Raw genomic sequence first — 20,828 nt, forward strand, 5'->3', positions numbered from 1 at the left:
GCGCCATGACCGACCTGTTCCCGCTCGCGACCACGGCCGACGAGCAGCGGCGGCGGGCGGCGGTCGCGGTGCTGCCGATCGGCAGCTTCGAGCAGCACGGCGCGCACTTGCCGCTGGTGACGGACACCGTCATCGCCGCGACGCTGGCCAAGGCCGTCGCCGACGCCTACCCCGTGCTGCACCTGCCGCCGCTCCCGATCTCCTGCTCGCACGAGCACGCCGCGTGGCCCGGCACGGTCAGCGTCTCCGCGCGCACGCTGCACGCCGTCGTCACCGACGTCAAGGACTCGCTCGAAGCGTCCGGCGTGGACCGGCTCGTGCTGGTCAACGGGCACGGCGGCAACTACGTACTGTCCAATGTGGTCCAGGAGTCGAAAGGGTCGATGGCGCTCTTCCCCGGCGTCGCGGACTGGCAGGCCGCGCACACCGCGGCCGGCCTGCGGACGTCACTGGACGACGACATGCACGCGGGCGAGCTGGAGACGTCGATCCTGCTGCACGCGCACCCGCACCTGGTCGGGCCCGGCTACGAGACGGCCGACCACGTCACCGACCGCGAACACCTGCTGACGCTGGGCTTGCGGGCGTACACGGAGTCGGGCGTCGTCGGCCGGCCGTCCCTGGCGACCGCGGCGAAGGGGCACGTCGTGCTGGACACGCTGGTCCAGCGCTTCGCCGCGGTGCTCGAGGTGTTAAGCGCCTGACAGGTGCGGGAGCAGGTGGTCCATCCGCTCGGCCTTGGTCCGGAGGTAGCGGAGGCTCTCCGGATTCGGCGGAACCAGCAGCGGAACCAGTTCGCTGATGCGGATTCCGTAGCGGGTGAGCTGGTTGGCCTTTTCCGGGTTGTTCGACAGCAGCCGCACCGAGCGGACGCCGAGGTCCTGCAGGATGCCGGCCGCCGAGTGGTAGTCGCGGGCGTCGATCGGCAGGCCGAGGGCCACGTTCGCGTCCACCGTGTCGAGGCCTTCGTCCTGCAGGCGCATCGCCTTGAGCTTGGCGAGCAGGCCGATCCCGCGGCCCTCGTGACCCTGGACGTAGATCAGCACGCCGGCGCCCTCTTCGACGATCCGGTCCAGGGCCGCCGCCAGCTGGTCGCCGCATTCGCAGTGCGTCGAGGCGAAGACGTCCCCGGTCAGGCACTCGCTGTGGACGCGGGTGAGCGTCCCGAGCTCGGTGATCTCGCCGTGGACCAGCGCGACCTGCTCGGTGCCGGTCCGGTCGAGGTAGCCGACCGCGCGGAAGGTCCCGTGCCGCGTCGGGAGCCGGGTGTCGACCACCCGCTCGACCACGGCCCGGTGCGGCAGGTTTTCGACGGCTTCGCTTGCGGTCATGACTTCAATCCCATCTCCGATTCGACAGGAACGTCGGCCGCCTTGCGCGGGGCGGGGACGGTTCCGGCGTGCGGAGCGCGGGCCAGGCGGAACCCGGCGATGCTCCGGACGAGCAGGACACCGGCGCCGGGCAGGCTCGCGACCAGCGAGAGCACGCCGTAGACGACGGCGACGGTGACACCTTGGGCGGCGCCGAGGCCGGCCGCGCCGAAGAGCAGGGCGCAGACGCCTTCACGCGGGCCGAAGCCACCGACGTTGAGCGGGAGACCCATCGCGAGCAGCGCGAGGATCATCAGGGGCAGCAGCTGCCCGACCGGTGCGGCCACGCCGGCGACGCGGGCGGCGACGACGAACAGCGCCAGGTGCCCGGCCAGCGTCGCGACCGACAGGAAGCCGACGGCGGGCCACGTCTCGCGGGTCAGCAGGCCCAAGCGGACGTCGGCGAGCGTGGCGGCGAAGCCGCGGCGCACCTTCGACGGGCTGTGGATCCAGCGGCCGCCGACCGTCCGGCCGATCACCGCGGCGGCGACCGCGAGCAGCACCACGACGACCCCGCAGAGCGTCACGACCTGGCGGAACGCGCCCGGCACGACCCCCGGCCAGGCCAGCACGACGGTGACGGCGGAGCCGATGAGGACGACCTGCCCGGCGGTGCGTTCGAGGACGACGGCACGCACGCCGCGCGGCACGTCGCCGGACTCGCGGCCGTGCTGGACCGCGCGGTGGACGTCGCCGAGGACGCCCGCGGGCAGCACGCCGTTGAGGAACAGCGCGCGGTAGTAGTCGCCGACCGCGGTCCGCAGCGAAAGCCGCAGGCCGAGCCGGGTGGCGACGATCTGCCAGCGGCCCGCGCTGAACAGCGTCGTCGCGAAGCCGATGCCGAGCGCGGCCACCACGCCGACGGTGTCGATCCGGCCGAGGCCGTCGAGGAAGGCGCCGCTGCCGAGCTGCCAGACGAGCACCGCGAGGATGCCGACGGCGCCGAGGATGCGCAGCCAGGCGAGCGCGCACTTCACGCCGCCACCTCCAGGCTCGGCGGCAGGACCAGCAGGTCGCCGTGGTGGATCACCGCGTGCAGCTCGCCGGCCTGCGCCATCTCCAGCCGGCGCTGCAGGTAGACGTCGGCGGCCGGGCGCAACTCGGGCAGCTGCTCGACGGCGGCGCCGACCCAGCCCTCGAGCCACTGCCGCTGCAGCTCGGCCTGATCGGGTCCGAGCCGCCAGGCGCTCTCGGCGCGGACGACCGTGGCACCGAGCCTGCCGAACGCGGTCGCGGCGACGTCGCCCGCGGTGGGGCCGAGGAGCCGCCTGCCGCCGGTGAGCCGGCGCTGGTGGGCGTTGAACGAGGCGGAGAGGGCGGAGTCGAGCGGGTCGGCGGGCGAGAGTTCCACCCGGCCCGTGACCGAGAGCATCAGCAGCGCCGCGCAGCCCGCTTCGACGATGGCCGTGGCGAGCGCCGCGACCTCGTCCTCGGTCAGCAGGTCGAGCAGCGCGGACGCGGTGACCAGCGACGTCCCGGCGAGGTCGGCGGCGCGCAGCGCGGTGACGTCCCGCTGCTCGGCGACCACGGCGACCGGGCTGCCGTCCAGCGCGGCGGCCGGCAGCGAAGTGCGGGCGCGGGTGAGCAGCTCGGCATCCTCGTCGTGCAGGATCCAGCGCTGCGTGCCGGGCAGGCGCGCGGCCAGCCAGCGGCCGAGCGACCCCGTGCCGCAGCCGAGGTCGCGGATGACCAGGTCGCCTTCCGGCAGGTTCTCGCGCAGCGTGTCGACGAGCTCGGTGGCGCGAGCCGCGGCGTCGGCGGGTTCCCGCAGGTACAGCCAGGCCGGTGCGAACGCGGTCATGCGGCCGCCTCCTGCCGCTGCAGCACCTCGGCGATCCGGCGCGCGGTGGCGTCCCAGCCGGTCAGCGTCTCGCGGCGCAGCTGCGCCGACGTGCGCAAACGCTTGCGCAGGTCGGCTTCGGTCAGCCAGCGGCGCAGCGCGGCACCGAGCGCTTCGACGTCGTCGCCCGGCACGAGCATCCCGGGCACCGAGCCGTCCGGCGCGACGCCGACGGTGTCGGGCAGCGCGTCGACGTCGGTGGTCAGCACCGGCACGCCGCGGGAGAGGGCCTCGGTGACGACCATGCCGAACGTCTCGGCGCGCGACGGCAGCACGAGCAGGTCGGCGGAGTGGTAGGTCGCCGCGAGCGCCGGGCCGGTCCGCGGGCCGGTGAGGGTGAACCGGGCGCCGAGGCGGTGCTCGCGCAGCCGCTCGACGTACTTCGTCTCCCGGCGGATGCCGCCGACGCATTCGCAGGTCCAGCGCAGGTCGGCGACGGTCTCGAGGGCCTGGGCGAGCACGCCCTGGCCCTTGCGCGGGGTCACGTTGGCCACGCAGACCAGGCGCGACATGCCGTCGGTGCCGATCGACAGCGGCGCCGGGTCGACCCCGGGCGTCACGGCGTGGACGCGGTGCGGGGCCAGGCCGTGGTGGCGGATCAGCCGTCGCGCCGCCCACTCGCTGGTCGCGACGACCGAGCTCGCGGCGTGCAGCGTCTCGCGCTCCAGCGCGTCCAGCTCGGCGGCGAGCGCGGGCGGCAGGCCGGTCTCGTCGGCCAGCGGCAGGTGCACCAGGACCGAGAGCGACAGGCGGCGCGCCTGCGGGACGATCACCTCGGGCACACCGCACGCGACCAGGCCGTCGAGCAGCACGGCGGAGCCGGTGGGCAACGCCGAAAGCAGGTGGCCGAGGACCGCGCGGGCCTCGGTGTCCGGCCGCGGCCAGCTGCCGCTGACGGCGATCTCGTGCACGTCCAGCCCGGCGGCGGTGAGGCCGTCGCACATCCGGCGGTCGTAGGTGTTGCCGCCGCTCGGGACGGCCGGGTCGTCGACGTCACCGGGCAGGATCACGTAGAGGCCGTTCACAGCGCACGCTCGTAACTCGCCCAGGCGACGTGCGATTCCTTCAGCGAGACGGTGATGCCTTCGAGGCCACGCGCGCCTTCGCCGAGGCGGCCGGCGTGGATGGCGTCGGCGAGGCGGTCGGCGACGACCTTCGCGAGGAACTCGGTCGAGGTGTTGATGCCCTTGAACACCGGCTCGTCGTCGAGGTTGCGGTAGTTCAGGTCGCTCAGCACCGCCCCGAGCTCTTCCGTGGCCTTGCCGATGTCGACGACGATGTTGTCCTCGTCGAGGTCGGTGCGGCGGAAGGTGGCATCCACCACGAAGGTCGCGCCGTGCAGGCGTTGCGCGGGTCCGAAGACTTCTCCGCGGAAGCTGTGGGCGACCATCACGTGGTCACGGACGGTGATGCTGAACACCAAGACCTCCGATGCGTTCGGGGTGGACGTGGTTACTGCGGCTGATACATGACACGGAGGCAGCGGGCGGAAAGTTCATTCGCGGCCAACCGGGGTAACACCGACGGCAGGTCGGCAAACGCACATTCGCCGTTGACCAGCGCCTCGAACGCCGGATCGGCCAGAAGATCGAGAGCGACGCCGAGCCGCTGCGCGTAGTCGCGGTCCGGGCGCGCGACCGTGCCGACCTGGCTGCTGCGGATCGTCAGCCGTCGCGAGTGGAAGTTCTCGCCGAGCGGCACGCTGACCTTCCGGTCGCCGTACCAGGACAGCTCGACGACCTCGCCCTCCGGCGCGAGCAGCTCCAGCGCCTTCGCGAGGCCGGCTTCGGACGCGCTCGCGTGGACGACGAGGTCGCAGTCGCCCAGCGCCGCTTCCGGCGTCGCGAAGTCGACGCCGAGTGCGTCGGCGATCTCTTTCTGTCGCGGGTCGACGTCGATGAGCTGCACGCGCGTCGCGGGGAAGCCGGACAGCAGCTTGGCGACGCTCGAGCCGACCATCCCGGCGCCGATCACGGCGATCCGGTCACCGAGCCGCGGCCGCGCGTCCCACACGGCGTTGACCGCGGTCTCGACGGTGCCGGCGAGGATCGCGCGGCCGGGCGGGACGTTGTCGGGCACGAGGGTCACCGCGCTCACCGGGACGACGTACGCGGTCTGGTGCGGGTAGAGGCAGAAGACGGTCTTGCCCCGGAGCTCGCCGGTCTCGACGACACCGACGTTGAGGTAGCCGTACTTCACCGGGCCGGGGAACTCGCCGTCCTGGAACGGCGCGCGCATGACGTCGTACTGGCTCGCCGGGACGCCGCCGCGGAACACGAGGGTCTCGGTGCCGCGCGAGACGCCCGAATACAGCGTGCGCACAAGGACTTCGCCCGGTCCGGGGTCGCGCAGCGTCACGGGCCGGATCTCGCCTTCGCCCGGCTTTTGAACCCAGAAAGCGCGTTCCACGTGTTTCTCCTAGCAGGCGACCGGAGGCTGGTGTCGCCGCCACCCTATGAGCAAATTCGCGGAGCGGACGATGATCAAGCACGGACTTCTCCTACGCGCGGCGGTGCCGGCGTGGGTGCTCACCGCCGGGGCCGTCGCCGGTGGCCTCGCGCCGATCGCCTGGGCGACCGGGCTCGTGTTCGGCCTCGCGCTGGTGCTGCTGACGGGCTGGGGCCTGCGACGCACCGGCCGTGACGCCTTCGGCCCGGCGGACTGGATCACCTTCGCCCGGGCGACGCTCGTCGGCTGCGCCGCGGAACTGATCGCGGACGCCCACCAGCCGATCGCGTGGCTGGTCGCGCTGATCGCCGTCGCCCTGGCGCTGGACGGCGTCGACGGCCAGGTCGCCCGCCGCACCAGGACGACGTCGGAGTTCGGCGCGCGCTTCGACATGGAGGTCGACGCGTTCCTGATCCTGCTGCTGTGCGTCCAGGTGTCGGAGAAGCTCGGCCTCTGGGTGCTGGCGATCGGCCTGATGCGCTACGCGTTCGTCGCGGCGTCGTGGGCGATGCCGTGGCTGACGGCGCCGCTGTACCCGAGCATGGCCCGCAAGACGGTGGCCGCGGTCCAGGGCGTGGTCTTGGTGGTCGCGGTATCGGAGATCCTGCCGGTGGCGTGGACGTTCGCGGCGGTCGTGGTGGCGCTGACGTCGCTGGTCTGGTCGTTCGGCCGCGACGTCGTCTGGCTGGCCCGGACGCGCGTCCCGGCGGAACGCCCGGCGCCGATCGTGGTCCTCACCCGCCGCCTCGGCCACGGCACCGCCCTGCCGGGCCAAAACCAGGCCGCTTAACCCGACTCGCGGGCGGCGAACCTCAGTGACGGTCGTAAGCCGGGTGGTCCGGCGTGACCGGCAGACCGCGCTCCCGTTTGTACAGCAGGTCGCAGTCCCAGCACGTGAGGACGGCCCCGGACGTTCCATCCGGTCGCCGTCCGACAGCCGGGCACTGGTGTTCACGCGGTACTTCCTGGCCGCACCAGGTGCGGAACACGCCGTCGTCGTGGAAGGCCAGGTGCTTGAGGTTGTCCGCCAGCGCGGGACGCCCGTTGATGCCGCTCCCCCGCGGTCGCTCCAGCACCAAGGACTTACGCACCACGACGGGGATCCTCACTGTCGACGTGCACTGCGTCGATCATGCCTTCCTTGGCCGCGCCGATCATCCACGTGATCGCCGCCTTGGTCGCGATCTCACCAATCCTGGAGAGACGCTCAGGCGGAAGCTCGACCCCGTCTTTCGCGAGTTCGTCCTTGATCGCCGCCGCCACGAACGCCGTCTGCCGCGAATCCATGCGTGGACCTTAGCTATCTAGTTACAGCTACCGCAGCACCCACAGCCCTGACCTGTGCACTTACTGCAACATCCGTGCATGACGCCTCCCTGACTCGTGGACCGGACGGGAGTCACGCTAAGTGGTTTCAGGATCACAGTGGTACCGCTGGGCGGGCGGGTGAACGGGTGAACCTAGCCCGACTCGCGGGCGGCCTTGGCGCGGCGCTTGCCTTCGTGCATCGCGGCCACCCGGGCGACCGGGATCGTGTGGCCCTCCTCGACGAGGTCCGCCGGCAGCACGAACGGCTCCGGCATCTCCGCCGTCCACGGGTCGCCGTCGGCGAGCAGGGCCGGCGCGGTGTGGACCGTGAAGTCCGACGGCTTCACGCCGTCCAGGTCGGCCCAGCGGACCGGGAACGACACCGGCGCGCCCGGGCGGTTGCGGGGGCTGTAGACGCAGACGACCGTGCCGCCGCCGGAGCGGGTCGAGTCCAGGAAGACCTTGCCGTCACGGCGGTCCTTGACGAACTCCGTCGTGCCGCGCGCCGGGTCGATGCGCTCGGCCCGGGCCGCCACCGCCCGGGTGGCCGCCGCGATGTCCTCGGTCGACTGGCCCGGGGCCAGCGGGACGAAGACGTGCAGGCCCTTCGAACCACTGGTCTTGACGGCGCCGTCGAGGCCGTCGGCCTGCAGCGCCTCCCGCACCAGCTTCGCGGCGTCGATCGCCAGCGTGAACGGGCCTTCCTCCGGCGGGTCGAGGTCCAGGACGAGGTGCGTCGGCCCGGTGGTGGGCTCGCCGCGGAAGAGCGTCACGTGGTATTCGATCGCCCGCTGGTTGCCGAACCAGATCAGCGTGCGCAGGTCGTTGCCGAGCGCGTAGATGACTTCGCGGCGCGAGCGGTCGGCCCACAGCGGCATCCGCTCGACCCAGTCCGGCGTGTACTTCGGCAGGTTCTTCTGCATGAACGGCCCCTGGCCGCGCAGCACCCGCACCACCGACAACGGCCGATCGCGCAGCTCCGGCACCATCCGGTCGGCGACCGCTTCGAGGTAGTCGAGCATCTCGCGCTTGGTGGCCCCCGCACCGGGGAAGACCTCCTGGTCGAGACTGCTCAGCTTCACGCCGTGACGGAGCTCATCGCTGCTCATCGGCCCACCTTCGCCCGCGCGCGCGAAGCGGTCAACTCGTTGCGAGCCTTCCTCAGAACGGCCGACGCCCGGTGCGCAGCCGGCGGCGGAGGTCCCAGAGGCAGAGGTTGCACGGGAACCGCCGCAGCGGGCCCGGGCTGAGCCGGACCACCGCGCCGACTCCGCGCAGGAGTGCGTCGAACCGGCGTTGGTCGGCCGACGTCCAGGTCAGGTGCATCTCCGCGCGGAAGTGCGGTGGCAGGAAGCCCGTCGTGACGAAGCGGTGGAAGCGCCGGGCCGGTGCGGCCGCGATGGCGTCGTAGGTCACCGGGCTGTCCGGCGCCGAGTGGACCTGGGCGTGGGCCCGGTTGACGCCGCGGCGGTAGGCGGCGCGCTCGGCGTCGGTGCCCATCGTGGCGACGGCGAGGTAGGTGAGCGTGGTCCGCGTCCGCTTCACCGGGTGCCGGACCAGGTTTCCGCTGTCGACCTTGCTCAGGGAACGTCGTGTCAAGAACCGAACGTGGCCTTCGGGTCGTACTCGCGCTTCAGCTCGCGCAGCCGCCGCAGGTCGCCCGCCGGGTAGACGCTCTCGGCGACCTCCGCCGGGTCCTGCTCGCCGTACACGAACGGCAGCAGCCGCCCGCTCGACCACGGCGTCAGCGCGTCGAACAGCTTCGCGTGCGCCCGCCGGACCGGCTCGATCCCGGCCTCGACCACGGAAAGGGCCCGGACGACGAACTCCGCCGCGCTGTCCCAGCCGACGCCAGGCACCGCGGCCGGCCGGGTGAGCGCGCCGCCCAGCCGGTCGACGATCAGCACCGTGTCGACGTCCGCGCCGGGGCCCGCGTGTTCGACGATGGCGTCGAGCATGGCGTCGTTGAGCTGGGTGACCGTCGCGTTGGTGCCGTGGTAGCCGTGCGGGTGCGGCGGCTCGGCCGCGATCGAGCCGGACTCGCTGAACGGCATCGGCTTCAGCGTGTCCAGCAACGCGGGCGCCGCGGCCCGCAGCGGCGCGACGAGGTCGTCACCGCCGTCGCCGAGGTAGGCGACCCGGACGTGCGCGATGTGCTTGCCGCGCAACGGTTCCGGCACCATCGGCAGGTCGGGGTACGGGATCATCGCGAGTGACGTCGTCAGCGTGTCGGGCGCGCTCGACGCCCACGTGCGCCAGGCCCGCAGCACCGCGGGGATGTCGCCGGTGCCGAAGTAGAGACCGCCGCCGTACAGCTCGGTGACCGGGACCAGGCCGATCTCCAGCGCGGTCACGATGCCGAAGTCCGCCCGGCCGCCGCGCAGCGCCCAGAACAGGTCCGAACCCGCCTCGACGTGCTGCAGCGAGCCGTCGGCGGTCACGACGTCGATCGCGCGCACGTCGTCGGCGGCGCGGCCGTACTTCCGCGCCATCAGGCCGAAGCCGCCGCTGAGGGTGTAGCCGACAACGCCGACGTCCGGCGACGAGCCGCTGAGCGGGGCGAGCCCGTGCTTCGCGGCGGCTTCGAGCACCGCGCCCCAGCGGACCCCGGCCTCGACGCGGGCGGTGCCGGCCGCGGCGTCGACGTCCACGCCGGTCAGCCGGCGGGTGCTGATCAGCAGCCCGTCGGTACCCGCGGTCAGGCCGTGCCCGGTGGCCTGCACGGTGACGCGCAGGCCCTGGGCCGCGGCGAACCGGACGGCGGTGACGACGTCGGCGGCGGTCTCGGCGCCGACGACCACGGCGGGCCGGCTGGCGACGGCGAGCTGGAACCCGGCGACTTCGTCGGCGTAGCCGTCCTGGCCGGGCTCGAAAACCTGGCCGGTGAGCGGGGTGACGTCCATCGTGAACTCCTCCTTCGGCGCTCCTTCCACCTTCGGTCCGCGACGATCAGAAGTCCAAGATCTGGTTGGTATCCCGGCTAGAATCAGTGCTTATGGAACTGCACCAGCTCGCGTACTTCGTCGCCGTCGCGGAGGAGGGCAACTTCACGCGCGCGGCGGAGCGGATGCACGTCGCCCAGCCCGGGGTGAGCGCCCAGATCCGGCGGCTCGAGCGCGAGCTGGGCCAGGAGCTGCTGGACCGCTCCGGCCGCACCGTGCGGCTCACCGACGTCGGCGCGGCCGCGCTGCCGCACGCGCGCGCCGCGCTCGCGGCGGTGAAAGGCGTGCGCGAAGCCGTCGACGAGCTGGCCGGATTGGTCCGCGGCCAGGTCGCGCTCGGCGCCGTGACGTCGGCGGGCCCGGTCGGGCTGCCGGACCTGCTGGCCGGGTTCCACGAGCGCTACCCGGCGGTGGAGATCACGCTGGCCGAGGCCAACTCCGACACGATGCTGACGGCGTTGCGGGAGGGCCGGCTCGACCTGGCGGTCGTCGGTCTCGCGGCCGAGCCGCCGCCGGGCATCACGACGCAGGTGCTGATCGACGAGCCGTTCCTGGCCGTCACGGCGCCGTCGGGTCCGCTGGCCGGCCGCGCGGAGGTCGCGCTGGCCGACCTGGCCGGGCCGCCGCTGATGGCCCTGCCGAAGGGCACCGGCCTGCGCACGGCGCTGGACCGGGCCTTCGCGGCCGAAGGGCTGACGCCGCGGATCGCGTTCGAGGCGGCGGACCCGAACGTGCTGGTGCAGCTGGCGGTGCGCGGCCTCGGCGTGGCGGTGGTGCCGGAGTCCCTGGCCCGCTACCACGAGGGTGACGTGCGGGTGCTCGGCATCGTCCGGCCGCGGCTGCGCGGGGTGCTGGCGCTGGCGTGGCGCGCGGAGGGCCCGATCGGCCCGGCGGCCCGCGCCCTGATCGCGTTCGCCCGGACGCACCTGCCCCGCCCCACACCGCCGGGGCGTCCGTAGCCACGCCCTATACTCGCCCCCGACTGTGACACTGATGGGGGAACGTCTTGCGCACGATGAGCCATGAGGACTACCTCGGCAGCCGGCGCTTCCCCGGGCTCGACGGCCTGCGCGCGCTGGCCGCGACGATGGTCATCTTCTTCCACTTCGGCGGCCCGAAGTGGGGCTGGCTGTCGGGCTGGGTCGGCGTCTACATCTTCTTCGTGCTGTCCGGCTTCCTGATCACGACGCTGCTGCTGCGCGAGCAGGACCGCACCGGCCGGATCTCGCTGTCGAACTTCTACATCCGGCGCGTCTTCCGGATCCTGCCGCCGTACCTGGTGATCCTCGGCGGCATCGTCGCGTTCGTCGTCCTGCGCGGCGAGTTCCACGCCCGCGACTTCCCGAACGCGCTGAAGTTCTACCTGACGTTCCTCAACGAGTTCCTGCCCTCGTTCACCAACGGCACGGACAACTTCTTCAGCGGCTCGTGGACGCTGGGCATCGAAGAGAAGTTCTACCTGGTCTGGCCGTTCCTGCTCGTCGCGATCGGGATCGGCGCGGCCAAGCGCAAGTTCCTGCTGGTCGGCGTGGCGATGGTCACGCTGCTGGCCCTGGTGCCGCTGACCACCGGCGGCTGGATCCTCGGCGACTCGAAGGTCGCGATCTACCGCTCGACCATCCACTACTTCATCCTGGCCAGCGGCTGCCTGCTGGCCATCCTGCTGCACTACCGCCGCGGGTACGCGCTGCTGAAGCCGCTGACGCACCCGCTGGCCGCGATCCCGATCGTCGCCGCGTTCGGCCTGCTGCACACGAACCTCGACACCCTGTGGAACGAGTCGCGGCAGAACCTGCTGCTGCTCGTGGGGTACACGGTGCTGACGATGCTGCTGCTGATCGTCCTGGTCAGCCCGGGCCCACTGGGCCGGCTGCTCGGCACGGCGCCGATGCGCTTCGTCGGCGAGCGGTCGTACTCGCTCTACCTGCTGCAGGGCCCGGTGCACTTCGCCGTCGTCCAGGCGGTGCCGGGGCTCGTGGTGAACCGCACGGTCACGGCGTTGACGGTGTTCCTGGTCGGCTTGGCGATCGCGGACCTGATCCACCGCTGGGTGGAGAAGCCGCTGATCGACGTCGGCAAGCGGATCATCACGCGCAAGGAGGCCCGGCGCGAGGAGCGGGAGGCCGCCGAGCAGCCTGCCGAGCCTCGCGTCGAGCCGTCCCCGGCGTCGGCCAGGACGTCGGTTCCTAGCGCTCCAGGACGATGATCGGGATGATCCGGTCGGTCTTCTTCTCGTAGTCGGCGAAGCCCTCGGCGTGGGCGATCATGCCCGCGTACAGGCGGTCGCGCTCGGCGCGGTCGGCGATCACGGTGGCCGTCGCCTCGAACTTCTCGGTGCCGACCTCGAGCGTCACCTTCGGGTTCGCGACCAGGTTGTGGAACCACGCCGGGTTCTTCGGCGCGCCACCCATGGACGCGGCGATCACCAGGCGGTCGCCGTCGCGGGTGTAGACCAGCGGGGACAGGCGCTCTTCGCCGCTCTTCGCCCCGATCGTCGTGAGCAGCAGCACGTTCTTGCCCTCGAACATGCCGCCGACGACACCCTCGTTCGCGCGGAACTCCTCGGCGACCCCCTGGTTCATCGCGCGAACTTCGGTCAAACCCGGAACCTCGGACGTCATCTCAACCCCTGTTTCTTGCCGGTACGCTCGATCGGTACCCGAGGTAGGCTCGGGAGCGGCCGAAGCGTTTGTTTTGCAAACAAAGCTACCGACGGGAGGAGTGCGATGTCAACGGAAGCCGGGCCGAGTGTCGAAGACGGCGTGCGGCAGCTCCTGTTGCTCATGCCGCGCCTGGTCGGCCGGGCGAAGCGCACTCCGGTCCCCGACGAGCTCAACGGCTGCACGCTGGCGCCGCGGCACCTCTCGCTGCTGTCCTACCTGCTCTTCGACGGCCCGATGACGGTCACCGAGCTGGCCGGCCGCCTGGAGGTGGCGCCGACGACGGCGAGCCTGATGGTCGGCGACCTCAGCCGCCAGGGCGTGCTGAACCGCGCCGAAGACCCCGCCGACCGCCGCCGCACGATCGTCAGCATCCAGCCGGACAAGCGCCCGGCCGTCGACGCCTGGCTGGCCCGCGGCGCGCAAGCCTGGAGCAACGCGCTCACGCCGTTGACGCCGGCCGAGCGCAAGCTGGTGATCTCGACGCTGGAGGCCTACGAACGCGGCTCCTGCGAAGGCCCCGCCTGCTAGCTCAGGCGTCGCTGCCCTTCTCGCGCGCCAGCTTCCGCTGCGCCTCCGCGCGCTCGCGGCACTTGCGGAGGAACTCGTCGTCGTCATCCGCGCTGGTCGCCGCGAACCGGCCCGGCCGGTCGTACTCGGGGAACGCGGGCGCGGTGCGCTCGTAACGGCCGGTGGCGCGCGACACCGGCTGCGGCCGCCCCGCGACCAGCCAGACGATCGACCCGACCAGCGGCACCAGCAGCACGAGCAGCAGCCACAACGTCTTCGGCAGGTTGCGGCACGACGACTCGTCCGTGGTGATCACGTCGACCAGGCAGAAGATCCACAGCCCGAGCGTGACGAAACCGAGCAGCCCATCCATGTACAGCAATTTCCGGCCTTCCCCCAGAGAATGAACGCGGTAGTTCTAGCAGAGGCCACCGGCAGAACTTCCGCGGGTCACCCGGAGTACTCGGGGCATCCGGAGATTCGGCGACGACACCCACGCCGTTTCCGCTTCTGTCAGGCGGAAACCCCGCAACGCCTGGAGAACCCCGGTCGCGAGGGCGATCGCGTGCGCCGGCCCCGGGCATTCGCGCGGTCCGGCGCCGAACGGCGTCCCGGTGAGTTCGACGGAGACGTCCTCACCGTCGACGCGGCGGCGCGTGCGCAGCACCGGCGGATCGGCCAGCAGCTCGCCCGGTTTTCCGGCCAGCCGCGCGGAAAGCGCGTTGCCGATCAGGCCGGCGGTGGCGTCGCAGGCCTGGACGAGCAGGCCGATCCGGGCGGCCGTCTGTTCGTCGGCTCCCCCGCACACCTCGACCAGCCGGCCCATCGCCGCTTCCGCCGCCTCGGAGGGCGTGACGTGCGGGTGGTACGCGGCCGCGACCATCGTCACCTCCGTCGAGACGTCCGGCAGCCCAAGCGCCTCCGCGAGCACGCCGACCGGCACCGGCCGGGCGATCACGGCCATCACATCGACGTCTTCGACCGACTCCACGATCCGCTGGGTCCACACAAAAGCCTTGTCCCGCAACGCTTTCTCGTCGATCTCGGCGAGCAGCGACACGGCGAGGGCGCGCCGCCGGACGTGGTCGGCGCCGTTGCTGAAGCGGGCGACGGACGCGCGCAGCCAGGCGACACCGCCGGGCGGGACGGCGGCGGGAACGGGTGGCACCGGGGCGGTCAGCTGGGTCATGCGGTGACCGTAGGCGCGGGAAACGTCGGCGCCCGCCGAAGTTTCAGAGCGCCGACGTCGCCGGGAACCAGGTCGCCTGCGGGCCGGCGCAGCGCGTCACCCGCGGGACGGCGTGCTCGAACCACCAGGCCTCGGTGACGCGGCCGTCGGGCAGCCGGTAGGTCGGCGGGCCGGCGACGCGGGCGAGCCCCGCGGCCTGCAGCGACCGCGCGCTCGCGACGTTGCCGACCTCCGCGCCGGCGCGCACCCGCGGCAGGCCGAGGTGGTCGTGCGCCAGGACGAGCCCGGTGGCGAAGAGCGTCCGGCCGATGCCGCGGCCGCGGTAGTCGGGGGCGAGGTAACCGCCGGTCTCCGGCCCGCCGTCCTCGCCGGTGTGCACGCTGACCAGCCCGACGCACCGGCCGGCCTCGAGGTCGATCATCACCAGGTCGATCGACTGCGGATCGGGCGACACCCAGTCCGGCCCGGTACCGGGCACAACGCGCAACGCGTCCGCACGAGCCCCCCGCGCGACGATGGAGTCACGCTGCCAGCCGAGCCACCGCTGCGCGGCCGGATCACTCCCACAGGCGACCGCGGCGGCGTACTCCCAGGCGGTGGGCGTCCGGAACAGGAAGCGTCCGGTGCGCACCACATGGCCGGACCGGTCACAGGCCCGCTTGGACATCAGGCGCCCGCGCCGGCTGAGCCGGTCGAAGATCCCCTTGGTGGCTGGCAGCATCGCGGCGAAATCGTAGCGGAGCGAGCTCGCGGCAGTAGTTGTCACGGCCAGGACGCGGCTCCGACCGCCGGCACCTCGCGGCAACGACGCCTGGAGTGCTCCCGTTCTTCCGGCGCAGCTCGCGAATCGCGGCGGCCGTCCGCCGGAGTGGTCGTCGCGGTTCCGGCCGCCGCCGGCACCTCGCGCTGAACCTGGGCCGCGCATCGCCCCCGGGCTCCCGCGGCATCGCGGCGAAATCGTAGCGGAGCCGTCGGCGGGCGGTTGTTATTGTGACCCGATGACGGCCGTACCCGAGGCGACCGAACTGGACGGCTCCGGCCGTGCGGCCCAGCCTCGTCAGCTCATCGTGACGGTGTACGGCCTCTATTCGCGCACCGAAGGCGGCTGGCTCTCCGTCGCGTCGCTGATCGATCTGCTCGCCGCCGTCGGGGTCGACGAGCCCGCGGTGCGCTCGTCGATCTCCCGGCTGAAGCGGCGCGGGATCCTCGAGGCCGTGCGGCGCAACGCCACCGCGGGCTACGAGCTGTCCGACGACGCCCGCGGGATCCTGCGCGAGGGCGACGAGCGGATCTTCCGCCGGGAGCGCGCGACCCCGGCCGACGGCTGGCTGCTCGCGGTGTTCTCGGTGCCCGAGACCGAGCGCCACAAGCGCCACCTGCTGCGCACCCAGCTCGCCCGGATGGGCTTCGGCACCGCCGCCTCGGGCGTCTGGATCGCGCCCGCGCACCTGCACGACGTCACGGCGGAGGCGCTGACCCGCCTCGGTCTCGCCGGGTACGCGGACCTGTTCCGGGCCGACCACCTGGCCTTCGGCGACGTCGCGGCGAAGGTCCGCGACTGGTGGGACCTCGACCGGCTCGACGAGCTGTACACGACGTTCCTCGACGAGCACGGCCCGGCGCTGCGACGCTGGCAGCGGCGCAAGTCCGTCGCCGACGAAGAGGCCTTCGGCGACTACGTCCGGGTGCTCACCGGCTGGCGGCGGATGCCCTACCTCGACCCCGGCCTGCCCGCGGAGTTCCTGCCGCGCGACTGGTCGGGCATCCGCGCGGCCGAGCTGTTCTTCGAGCTGCACGCCCGGCTGGAGGACCCGGCCCGCGCCTACGTCTCGAAGGCGATCAACCTCGGCTGAGTCCTCTGCCGCGGCTTGTCGTGAGTGGTTAGGGCGGTTCTAACCGCCCTAACCACTCACGACCGCGAAGCCTTGGACCTCGACCAGCGCCTCTTCGTCCCAGAGCCGGTCGACGCCGATGCCGGCCATCGCCGGGTACTCGGTGCCCGCCAGCCGCCGCCAGACCGCGCCGATCTCACGCGCGTGCGCCCGGTAGTCGGCCATGTCGACGATGTAGATCGTCACGCTGCAGAGGTCCGCGGGTGCGCCGCCGGCCGCGCGCAGCGACGTCAGCAGGTTGCCCAGCGCGCGCTCGAACTGCTCGACGACGCCGTCGCCGACGATCCGGTTCGACGCGTCCAGCGCGGTCTGCCCGGCGAGGAAGACGACGCGCCCCTCGGCGACCACCGCGTGCGAGAACCCGGACGGCTTGCCCAGCTCCGGCGGGTTGATGCGTTCCATGCGGACACGGTAGCCCATCTTTCGCCTCATTGACGGTCGTACGCGTGACGACATATCCTGGACGGCGTGCGTATCGCGGTCATCGGCGGCGGCCCGGCGGGCCTGTACTTCGCCGCGCTGACGAAACAGCTCGGCCCGGGTCACGACATCACCGTCTGGGAGCGCAACGCGCCCGACGACACCTTCGGCTTCGGCGTGGTGTTCTCGGACGAGACGCTCGGCGGCATCGAGCACGCCGACGCGGCCGTGCACGAGGCCATGCGCGCCGAGTTCGCCCGCTGGGACGACATCGACGTCCACTACCGCGGCACCGTCACGACCTCGGGCGGCCACGGCTTCGCCGCGATGAGCCGCAAGCGCCTGCTCGGCATCCTGCAGAACCGCTGCGCGGAGCTCGGCGTCGAGCTGCGCTTCCGCGAAGAGGCGCCGGTCGACTTGTCGGCCTACGACCTGGTCATCGCCGCCGACGGCGTCAACTCCGCGGTCCGCGCGAAACACGCCGAGCACTTCCGGCCGAGCGTCGAGACGCGCCGGTGCCGCTACATCTGGCTCGGCACGGACCTGGTGTTCGACGCCTTCAAGTTCTACGTCCTCGAGACGCCGGCCGGGATCATGCAGATCCACGGCTACCCGTACGGCCGCGAGGGCAGCACGTTCATCCTCGAGGTGCAGGAGGACGTCTGGCAGCGGACGTTCGCCCCCGTCGCGGCGACCGCGCTCAAGCCCGGCGAGAGCGACGAGAACTCGATTTCGCTGATCCGCGAACTCTGCGCCGACGTCCTGCAGGGCCACGGCGTCATGGCGAACAACTCGAAGTGGGTCACGTTCGGCACCGTGCGCTGCGAGACCTGGGTGCACGGCAACGTCGTCCTCCTCGGCGACGCCGCGCACACCGCGCACTTCTCGATCGGCTCCGGCACGAAGCTGGCGATGGAGGACGCGCTCGCGCTGGCCGCGTGCCTGCACGAAAACGCGGGCGTCGCGGAGGCGCTCAAGGCGTACGAGCTGGAACGGCGGCCGGTCGTGACGTCGACCCAGCGCGCCGCGCAGGCCAGCCTGGAGTGGTTCGAGAACATCGCGCAGTACGCCCACCAGGATCCGCCGCAGTTCGCGTTCAACATCCTCACGCGCAGCCGCCGCGTCACCTACGACAACCTCCGCCTGCGTGATCCGGAGTTCGCCGCCGAGCTGGACCACTGGTTCGCGCGCTCGCTCGGCACGACGTCGCGGCCGCCGATGTTCCAGCCGTTCAAGCTCGGCGAACTGGAGCTGCCCAACCGGATCATCGTCTCGCCGATGGACATGTACTCCGCTGTGGACGGTGTCCCGGGCGACTTCCACCTGGTGCACCTGGGCAGCAAGGCCCTCGGCGGCGCCGGGCTGGTGATGACGGAGATGGTCTGCGTCTCGCCCGAAGGCCGGATCACGCCCGGCTGCGGCGGCCTCTACACGGCCGAGCAGGAAGCCGGGTGGAAGCGGGTCGTCGACTTCGTGCACACCCAGTCGCCCGCTCGCATCGGCGTCCAGTTAGGACATTCGGGCCGCAAAGGTTCGACAAAACTCATGTGGGACGGCATCGACGAGCCGCTGCCGTCGGACAACTGGGAAGTCTGCGCACCTTCGGCGCTGCCGTACTCCGAGCGGAACCAGGTCCCCCGCGAACTGTCCACAACGGACATGACATCAATCCGGGACGAGTTCGTCGCGTGCGCCGAAGCCGCCGCCCGCGCCGGGTTCGACGTCCTCGAACTGCACTGCGCGCACGGCTACCTGCTCTCTTCTTTCCTTTCCCCGCTGACGAACCAGCGGACCGACGGCTACGGCGGCTCGCTGGAGAACCGGCTGCGCTTCCCGCTCGAAGTCTTCGACGCGGTCCGCGCCGCGTGGCCCGCCGAGCGGCCGATGACCGTCCGGATCTCGGCGACCGACTGGGCCGACGGCGGCATCGACGCCGACGACGCCGTCGAGATCGCGCGCGCCTTCGCTTCCCACGGGGCCAACGGCATCGACGTCTCGACCGGTCAGGTCGTGTGCGACGAGAAGCCGCAGTACGGCCGCAGCTACCAGACGCCGTACGCCGACCGGATCCGCAACGAGATCGGGCAGGAGTACGGCATCGCGGTGATCGCCGTCGGCGCGATCTCGTCGTACGACGACGTCAACTCGCTGATCCTGGCCGGCCGCGCGGACCTGTGCGCGCTGGGCCGCACGCACCTCTACGATCCACAGTGGACGTTGCACGCGGCGGCCGAGCAGGGCTATCCGATCGCCTGGCCGAAGCAGTTCGCCGCGGGCAACCGCAAGCCGCAGACCGGCCGCAGTGACGGCCCGGAACCTCGGCTGGACCTCGTCCGGTCGGGCCCGGCCGGTACCGCCCACGCCCGCTGGCGACCGGAAGGCGACCGATGACCTTCACCCTGGACGCGGACCAGCTCGCCTTCGCGGCGGACGTCCGGAAGCTGGCCGAGGAGCAGCTGCGCCCGCTCGCCGAGTCCGGTGTGGAGGGTGCGGTCAACCGCCCGCTGCTCAAGGCGATGGGCGCGCTCGGCTTGCTCGCGCGGCTCTTCCCCGGCGTCGCCGCTGGAAAGCCGTCACGCCAGGCCGCCGCGACGGACCTGTGCATCCTGCGCGAGAACCTTGCGACCGTCAGCACCGAAGCCGAGACGGCGTTGGCGTTGCAGGGCCTGGGAAGTTACCCGATCCTGCAGTCCGGACAGGACGATCAGGTCGCGAAGTGGCTGCCCGCGGTGGCGGCCGGTGACGCGGTGGCGGCGTTCGCGCTGACCGAGCCGGACGCCGGTTCGGACGCGGCCGCGCTCTCGCTGAAAGCCGAGACGGACGGCGACGGCTGGCGCCTCACCGGCGAGAAGATGTGGATCTCCAACGCCCCCGAGGCCGACTTCTACACGGTGTTCGCGCGCACCACCGAAGGCGCGGGCTCTCGCGGCGTCAGCGCGTTCGTCGTCCCCGGCGACCGTCCGGGCCTCGGCGGCGAGCACCTGGACCTGGTCAGCCCGCACCCGATCGGCACCGTCACGTTCGACGGCGTCGAGGTCCGGCGCGAAGAGCTGCTCGGCGAGGAGAACCGCGGGTTCGCCGTCGCGATGCGGACCCTGGACCTGTTCCGCCCCAGCGTCGGCGCGTTCGCCGTCGGGATGGCGCAGGCCGCGCTGGACGCCACTGTGGACTACACCGGGCAGCGCGAAGCCTTTGGCGGCCCGCTGATCAAGCAGCAGGCGGTGGCACACGCGCTGGCGGAGATGGCGACGCGCACCGAAGCCGCACGACTCTTGGTCTACGCGGCTGCTGGCGCGTACGACGCGGGCGAGCAGAACCTCGGCGGCCGCGCGGCGATGGCGAAGCTGTTCGCCACCGAGGCCGCCCAGTTCGTCGTCGACTCGGCGGTCCAGCTGCACGGCGCCCGGGCCCTGCGGCGCGGGCACCTGCTGGAGCACCTCTACCGCGAGGTCCGCGCGCCGCGCATCTACGAGGGAGCGTCGGAGATCCAGCGGACGATCATCGCGCGGTGGCTGGCTTCCGCTCGAGCCACCACTGGCTGAAGACGAGCGCGATCGCCACACCGCCCCAGGACGAGATCGCCGCGACGCTCTGCGAGTAGGCCAGCTCGCTGCCGCCGAACGTGGTCGGGATCTGCGGCTCCAGCACGACCATCGCGATCGGCGTGATCAGCCGGTTGACGATGATCGAGAACGTCAACGACGCACTGCGGATCATCCACTTGCGGTGGTCGCCGAAGCGCCGTTCGCGCACCGCGCGCCAGCCGGCGAAGGTGCAGCCGAGCCAGAGCAGCGCCGCGACGATGTCACTGACCCGCGTCGTCGGCCCGAAGGGGCTCTGCGAACCGATGGTCAGCGCCATCACCCCGGCCGGCAGCACGCCGGCGAAGACGTACGCGCGGCCGGCGTAACGGTGGAAAACGGGGTACGTCCGGCGCAGCCACGGCCAGATCTGCAGCACGGCGCCCACCATGGCGACGGATCCGAAGATCACGTGAGCGACGAGGAACCAGTAGTGCGCGAGAAAGCCGGCGGGCTGCGGCACCCGCGACCGCGCCGGGTCGAAGGCGAGGTACGGCGGCAGCGAGAAGGCCAGGAAAGCGAGCACGAGCAACGCGAGCGGCCCGATCCACGGCCGTCGCCACCACGGCGGCCGCTGCGGTGGCGCGGGTCTGATTTCCGTCCGGACACTCATGGTTCCCCCAAGGGTCGGCTACCCGTACGAAGCTAGGGAAATCCCCGGGGCCCAA

At 72.0% G+C, this 20,828-nt stretch carries 25 protein-coding genes; 8 read left to right on the forward strand and 17 right to left on the reverse strand.

What is annotated here, in order from left to right; all coding sequences use genetic code 11:
* Positions 1-5 precede the first annotated feature (5 nt).
* Entirely contained in the window at positions 6-704 is a 699-nt protein-coding gene (locus OG439_RS32895) for a creatininase family protein (protein WP_326944583.1), read from the forward strand.
* On the opposite strand, the gene ribA is transcribed toward OG439_RS32895, so the two are convergent.
* The 6 genes from ribA to OG439_RS32925 are packed head-to-tail and all read right to left on the reverse strand — an operon-like array spanning position 693 to position 5,619.
* Entirely contained in the window at positions 693-1,331 is a 639-nt protein-coding gene (gene ribA / locus OG439_RS32900; RefSeq protein ID WP_247058202.1) for a GTP cyclohydrolase II, read from the reverse strand. The genes OG439_RS32895 and ribA overlap by 12 nt on opposite strands.
* On the reverse strand, positions 1,328-2,347 hold the full coding sequence (locus OG439_RS32905) for a lysylphosphatidylglycerol synthase transmembrane domain-containing protein (RefSeq protein WP_326944584.1): 1,020 nt from the start codon (positions 2,345-2,347) through the stop codon (positions 1,328-1,330). The genes ribA and OG439_RS32905 overlap by 4 nt, the downstream gene beginning before the upstream one ends.
* On the reverse strand, positions 2,344-3,171 hold the full coding sequence (locus OG439_RS32910; protein WP_326944585.1) for a class I SAM-dependent methyltransferase: 828 nt from the start codon (positions 3,169-3,171) through the stop codon (positions 2,344-2,346). Before OG439_RS32910 ends, OG439_RS32905 begins: the two co-directional genes overlap by 4 nt.
* The gene (locus tag OG439_RS32915; protein WP_326944586.1) at positions 3,168-4,235 is read right to left on the reverse strand and encodes a glycosyltransferase family 4 protein; all 1,068 of its coding nucleotides are present in this window, start codon (positions 4,233-4,235) and stop codon (positions 3,168-3,170) included. The genes OG439_RS32910 and OG439_RS32915 overlap by 4 nt, the downstream gene beginning before the upstream one ends.
* A complete protein-coding gene (locus OG439_RS32920; protein ID WP_247058211.1) occupies positions 4,232-4,630 on the reverse strand; it encodes a 6-pyruvoyl trahydropterin synthase family protein in 399 nt (132 codons plus the stop codon). The genes OG439_RS32915 and OG439_RS32920 overlap by 4 nt, the downstream gene beginning before the upstream one ends.
* A 32-nt stretch (positions 4,631-4,662) precedes the next feature.
* Complete coding sequence (locus tag OG439_RS32925; RefSeq protein WP_326944587.1) at positions 4,663-5,619, reverse strand: zinc-dependent alcohol dehydrogenase; 957 nt, start codon at positions 5,617-5,619, stop codon at positions 4,663-4,665.
* Between the two features lie 70 nt (positions 5,620-5,689).
* Between OG439_RS32925 and OG439_RS32930 the strand changes: the two genes are divergently transcribed.
* Positions 5,690-6,448 (forward strand): CDP-alcohol phosphatidyltransferase family protein, encoded by a 759-nt coding sequence (locus OG439_RS32930; RefSeq protein WP_326951674.1) that lies wholly within the window; start codon positions 5,690-5,692, stop codon positions 6,446-6,448.
* A 22-nt stretch (positions 6,449-6,470) separates the two neighbouring features.
* On the opposite strand, the gene OG439_RS32935 is transcribed toward OG439_RS32930, so the two are convergent.
* The 5 genes from OG439_RS32935 to OG439_RS32955 form a co-directional block, all read right to left on the reverse strand.
* Complete coding sequence (locus tag OG439_RS32935) at positions 6,471-6,749, reverse strand: hypothetical protein (protein WP_326944588.1); 279 nt, start codon at positions 6,747-6,749, stop codon at positions 6,471-6,473.
* Complete coding sequence (locus OG439_RS32940) at positions 6,742-6,945, reverse strand: hypothetical protein (RefSeq protein ID WP_326944589.1); 204 nt, start codon at positions 6,943-6,945, stop codon at positions 6,742-6,744. The genes OG439_RS32935 and OG439_RS32940 overlap by 8 nt, the downstream gene beginning before the upstream one ends.
* Before the next feature lie 173 nt (positions 6,946-7,118).
* Positions 7,119-8,075, reverse strand: a complete 957-nt coding sequence (ligD, locus tag OG439_RS32945) for a non-homologous end-joining DNA ligase (protein ID WP_326944590.1) — start codon at positions 8,073-8,075, stop codon at positions 7,119-7,121.
* Positions 8,076-8,127: 52 nt separating this feature from the next.
* Positions 8,128-8,565: an oxygenase MpaB family protein gene (locus OG439_RS32950; RefSeq protein WP_326944591.1), complete on the reverse strand. Its 438-nt coding sequence runs from the start codon at positions 8,563-8,565 to the stop codon at positions 8,128-8,130.
* Entirely contained in the window at positions 8,562-9,869 is a 1,308-nt protein-coding gene (locus tag OG439_RS32955; protein ID WP_326944592.1) for an FAD-binding oxidoreductase, read from the reverse strand. The genes OG439_RS32950 and OG439_RS32955 overlap by 4 nt, the downstream gene beginning before the upstream one ends.
* 92 nt (positions 9,870-9,961) lie before the next feature.
* Between OG439_RS32955 and OG439_RS32960 the strand changes: the two genes are divergently transcribed.
* Together OG439_RS32960 and OG439_RS32965 are read left to right on the forward strand one after the other, a co-directional pair.
* Positions 9,962-10,867 carry a LysR family transcriptional regulator gene (locus OG439_RS32960; protein WP_326944593.1) on the forward strand — a complete coding sequence of 302 codons (906 nt, stop codon included), beginning with the start codon at positions 9,962-9,964 and terminating at the stop codon, positions 10,865-10,867.
* A gap of 56 nt (positions 10,868-10,923) precedes the next feature.
* On the forward strand, positions 10,924-12,114 hold the full coding sequence (locus tag OG439_RS32965; RefSeq protein ID WP_326951675.1) for an acyltransferase family protein: 1,191 nt from the start codon (positions 10,924-10,926) through the stop codon (positions 12,112-12,114).
* Here OG439_RS32965 and OG439_RS32970 read toward each other — a convergent pair.
* Positions 12,095-12,490, reverse strand: coding sequence for a nitroreductase family deazaflavin-dependent oxidoreductase (locus OG439_RS32970; protein ID WP_326951676.1), 396 nt, complete (start codon positions 12,488-12,490; stop codon positions 12,095-12,097). The two genes, OG439_RS32965 and OG439_RS32970, sit on opposite strands and share 20 nt — an antisense overlap.
* A gap of 144 nt (positions 12,491-12,634) precedes the next feature.
* Between OG439_RS32970 and OG439_RS32975 the strand changes: the two genes are divergently transcribed.
* On the forward strand, positions 12,635-13,099 hold the full coding sequence (locus OG439_RS32975) for a MarR family winged helix-turn-helix transcriptional regulator (RefSeq protein WP_247058219.1): 465 nt from the start codon (positions 12,635-12,637) through the stop codon (positions 13,097-13,099).
* A gap of 1 nt (position 13,100) precedes the next feature.
* Here OG439_RS32975 and OG439_RS32980 read toward each other — a convergent pair whose 3' ends face one another.
* From OG439_RS32980 to OG439_RS32990, 3 genes are read right to left on the reverse strand one after another with little or no spacing between them, the layout of a single operon-like run.
* Complete coding sequence (locus tag OG439_RS32980) at positions 13,101-13,460, reverse strand: PLDc N-terminal domain-containing protein (RefSeq protein WP_326944594.1); 360 nt, start codon at positions 13,458-13,460, stop codon at positions 13,101-13,103.
* Positions 13,461-13,496: 36 nt separating this feature from the next.
* Positions 13,497-14,267 carry a hypothetical protein gene (locus OG439_RS32985; RefSeq protein WP_326944595.1) on the reverse strand — a complete coding sequence of 257 codons (771 nt, stop codon included), beginning with the start codon at positions 14,265-14,267 and terminating at the stop codon, positions 13,497-13,499.
* Between the two features lie 43 nt (positions 14,268-14,310).
* A complete protein-coding gene (locus OG439_RS32990) occupies positions 14,311-14,988 on the reverse strand; it encodes a GNAT family N-acetyltransferase (RefSeq protein WP_326944596.1) in 678 nt (225 codons plus the stop codon).
* Positions 14,989-15,265: 277 nt separating this feature from the next.
* Here OG439_RS32990 and OG439_RS32995 point away from each other — a divergent pair, with 277 nt between their 5' ends.
* Positions 15,266-16,120, forward strand: coding sequence for a PaaX family transcriptional regulator (locus OG439_RS32995; protein ID WP_326944597.1), 855 nt, complete (start codon positions 15,266-15,268; stop codon positions 16,118-16,120).
* Positions 16,121-16,168: 48 nt separating this feature from the next.
* On the opposite strand, the gene OG439_RS33000 is transcribed toward OG439_RS32995, so the two are convergent.
* On the reverse strand, positions 16,169-16,561 hold the full coding sequence (locus OG439_RS33000) for a RidA family protein (protein ID WP_326944598.1): 393 nt from the start codon (positions 16,559-16,561) through the stop codon (positions 16,169-16,171).
* A gap of 66 nt (positions 16,562-16,627) precedes the next feature.
* Between OG439_RS33000 and OG439_RS33005 the strand changes: the two genes are divergently transcribed.
* Together OG439_RS33005 and OG439_RS33010 are read left to right on the forward strand one after the other, a co-directional pair.
* Positions 16,628-18,970 (forward strand): bifunctional salicylyl-CoA 5-hydroxylase/oxidoreductase, encoded by a 2,343-nt coding sequence (locus OG439_RS33005; RefSeq protein ID WP_326944599.1) that lies wholly within the window; start codon positions 16,628-16,630, stop codon positions 18,968-18,970.
* Positions 18,967-20,121 (forward strand): acyl-CoA dehydrogenase family protein, encoded by a 1,155-nt coding sequence (locus tag OG439_RS33010; protein ID WP_326944600.1) that lies wholly within the window; start codon positions 18,967-18,969, stop codon positions 20,119-20,121. The genes OG439_RS33005 and OG439_RS33010 overlap by 4 nt, the downstream gene beginning before the upstream one ends.
* Here OG439_RS33010 and OG439_RS33015 read toward each other — a convergent pair.
* Entirely contained in the window at positions 20,078-20,707 is a 630-nt protein-coding gene (locus tag OG439_RS33015; protein ID WP_442792353.1) for a DUF2306 domain-containing protein, read from the reverse strand. The two genes, OG439_RS33010 and OG439_RS33015, sit on opposite strands and share 44 nt — an antisense overlap.
* Between the last annotated feature and the right edge of the window lie 121 nt (positions 20,708-20,828).

This window comes from Amycolatopsis sp. NBC_01307 (genome assembly GCF_035975215.1).
Classification (GTDB): domain Bacteria; phylum Actinomycetota; class Actinomycetes; order Mycobacteriales; family Pseudonocardiaceae; genus Amycolatopsis.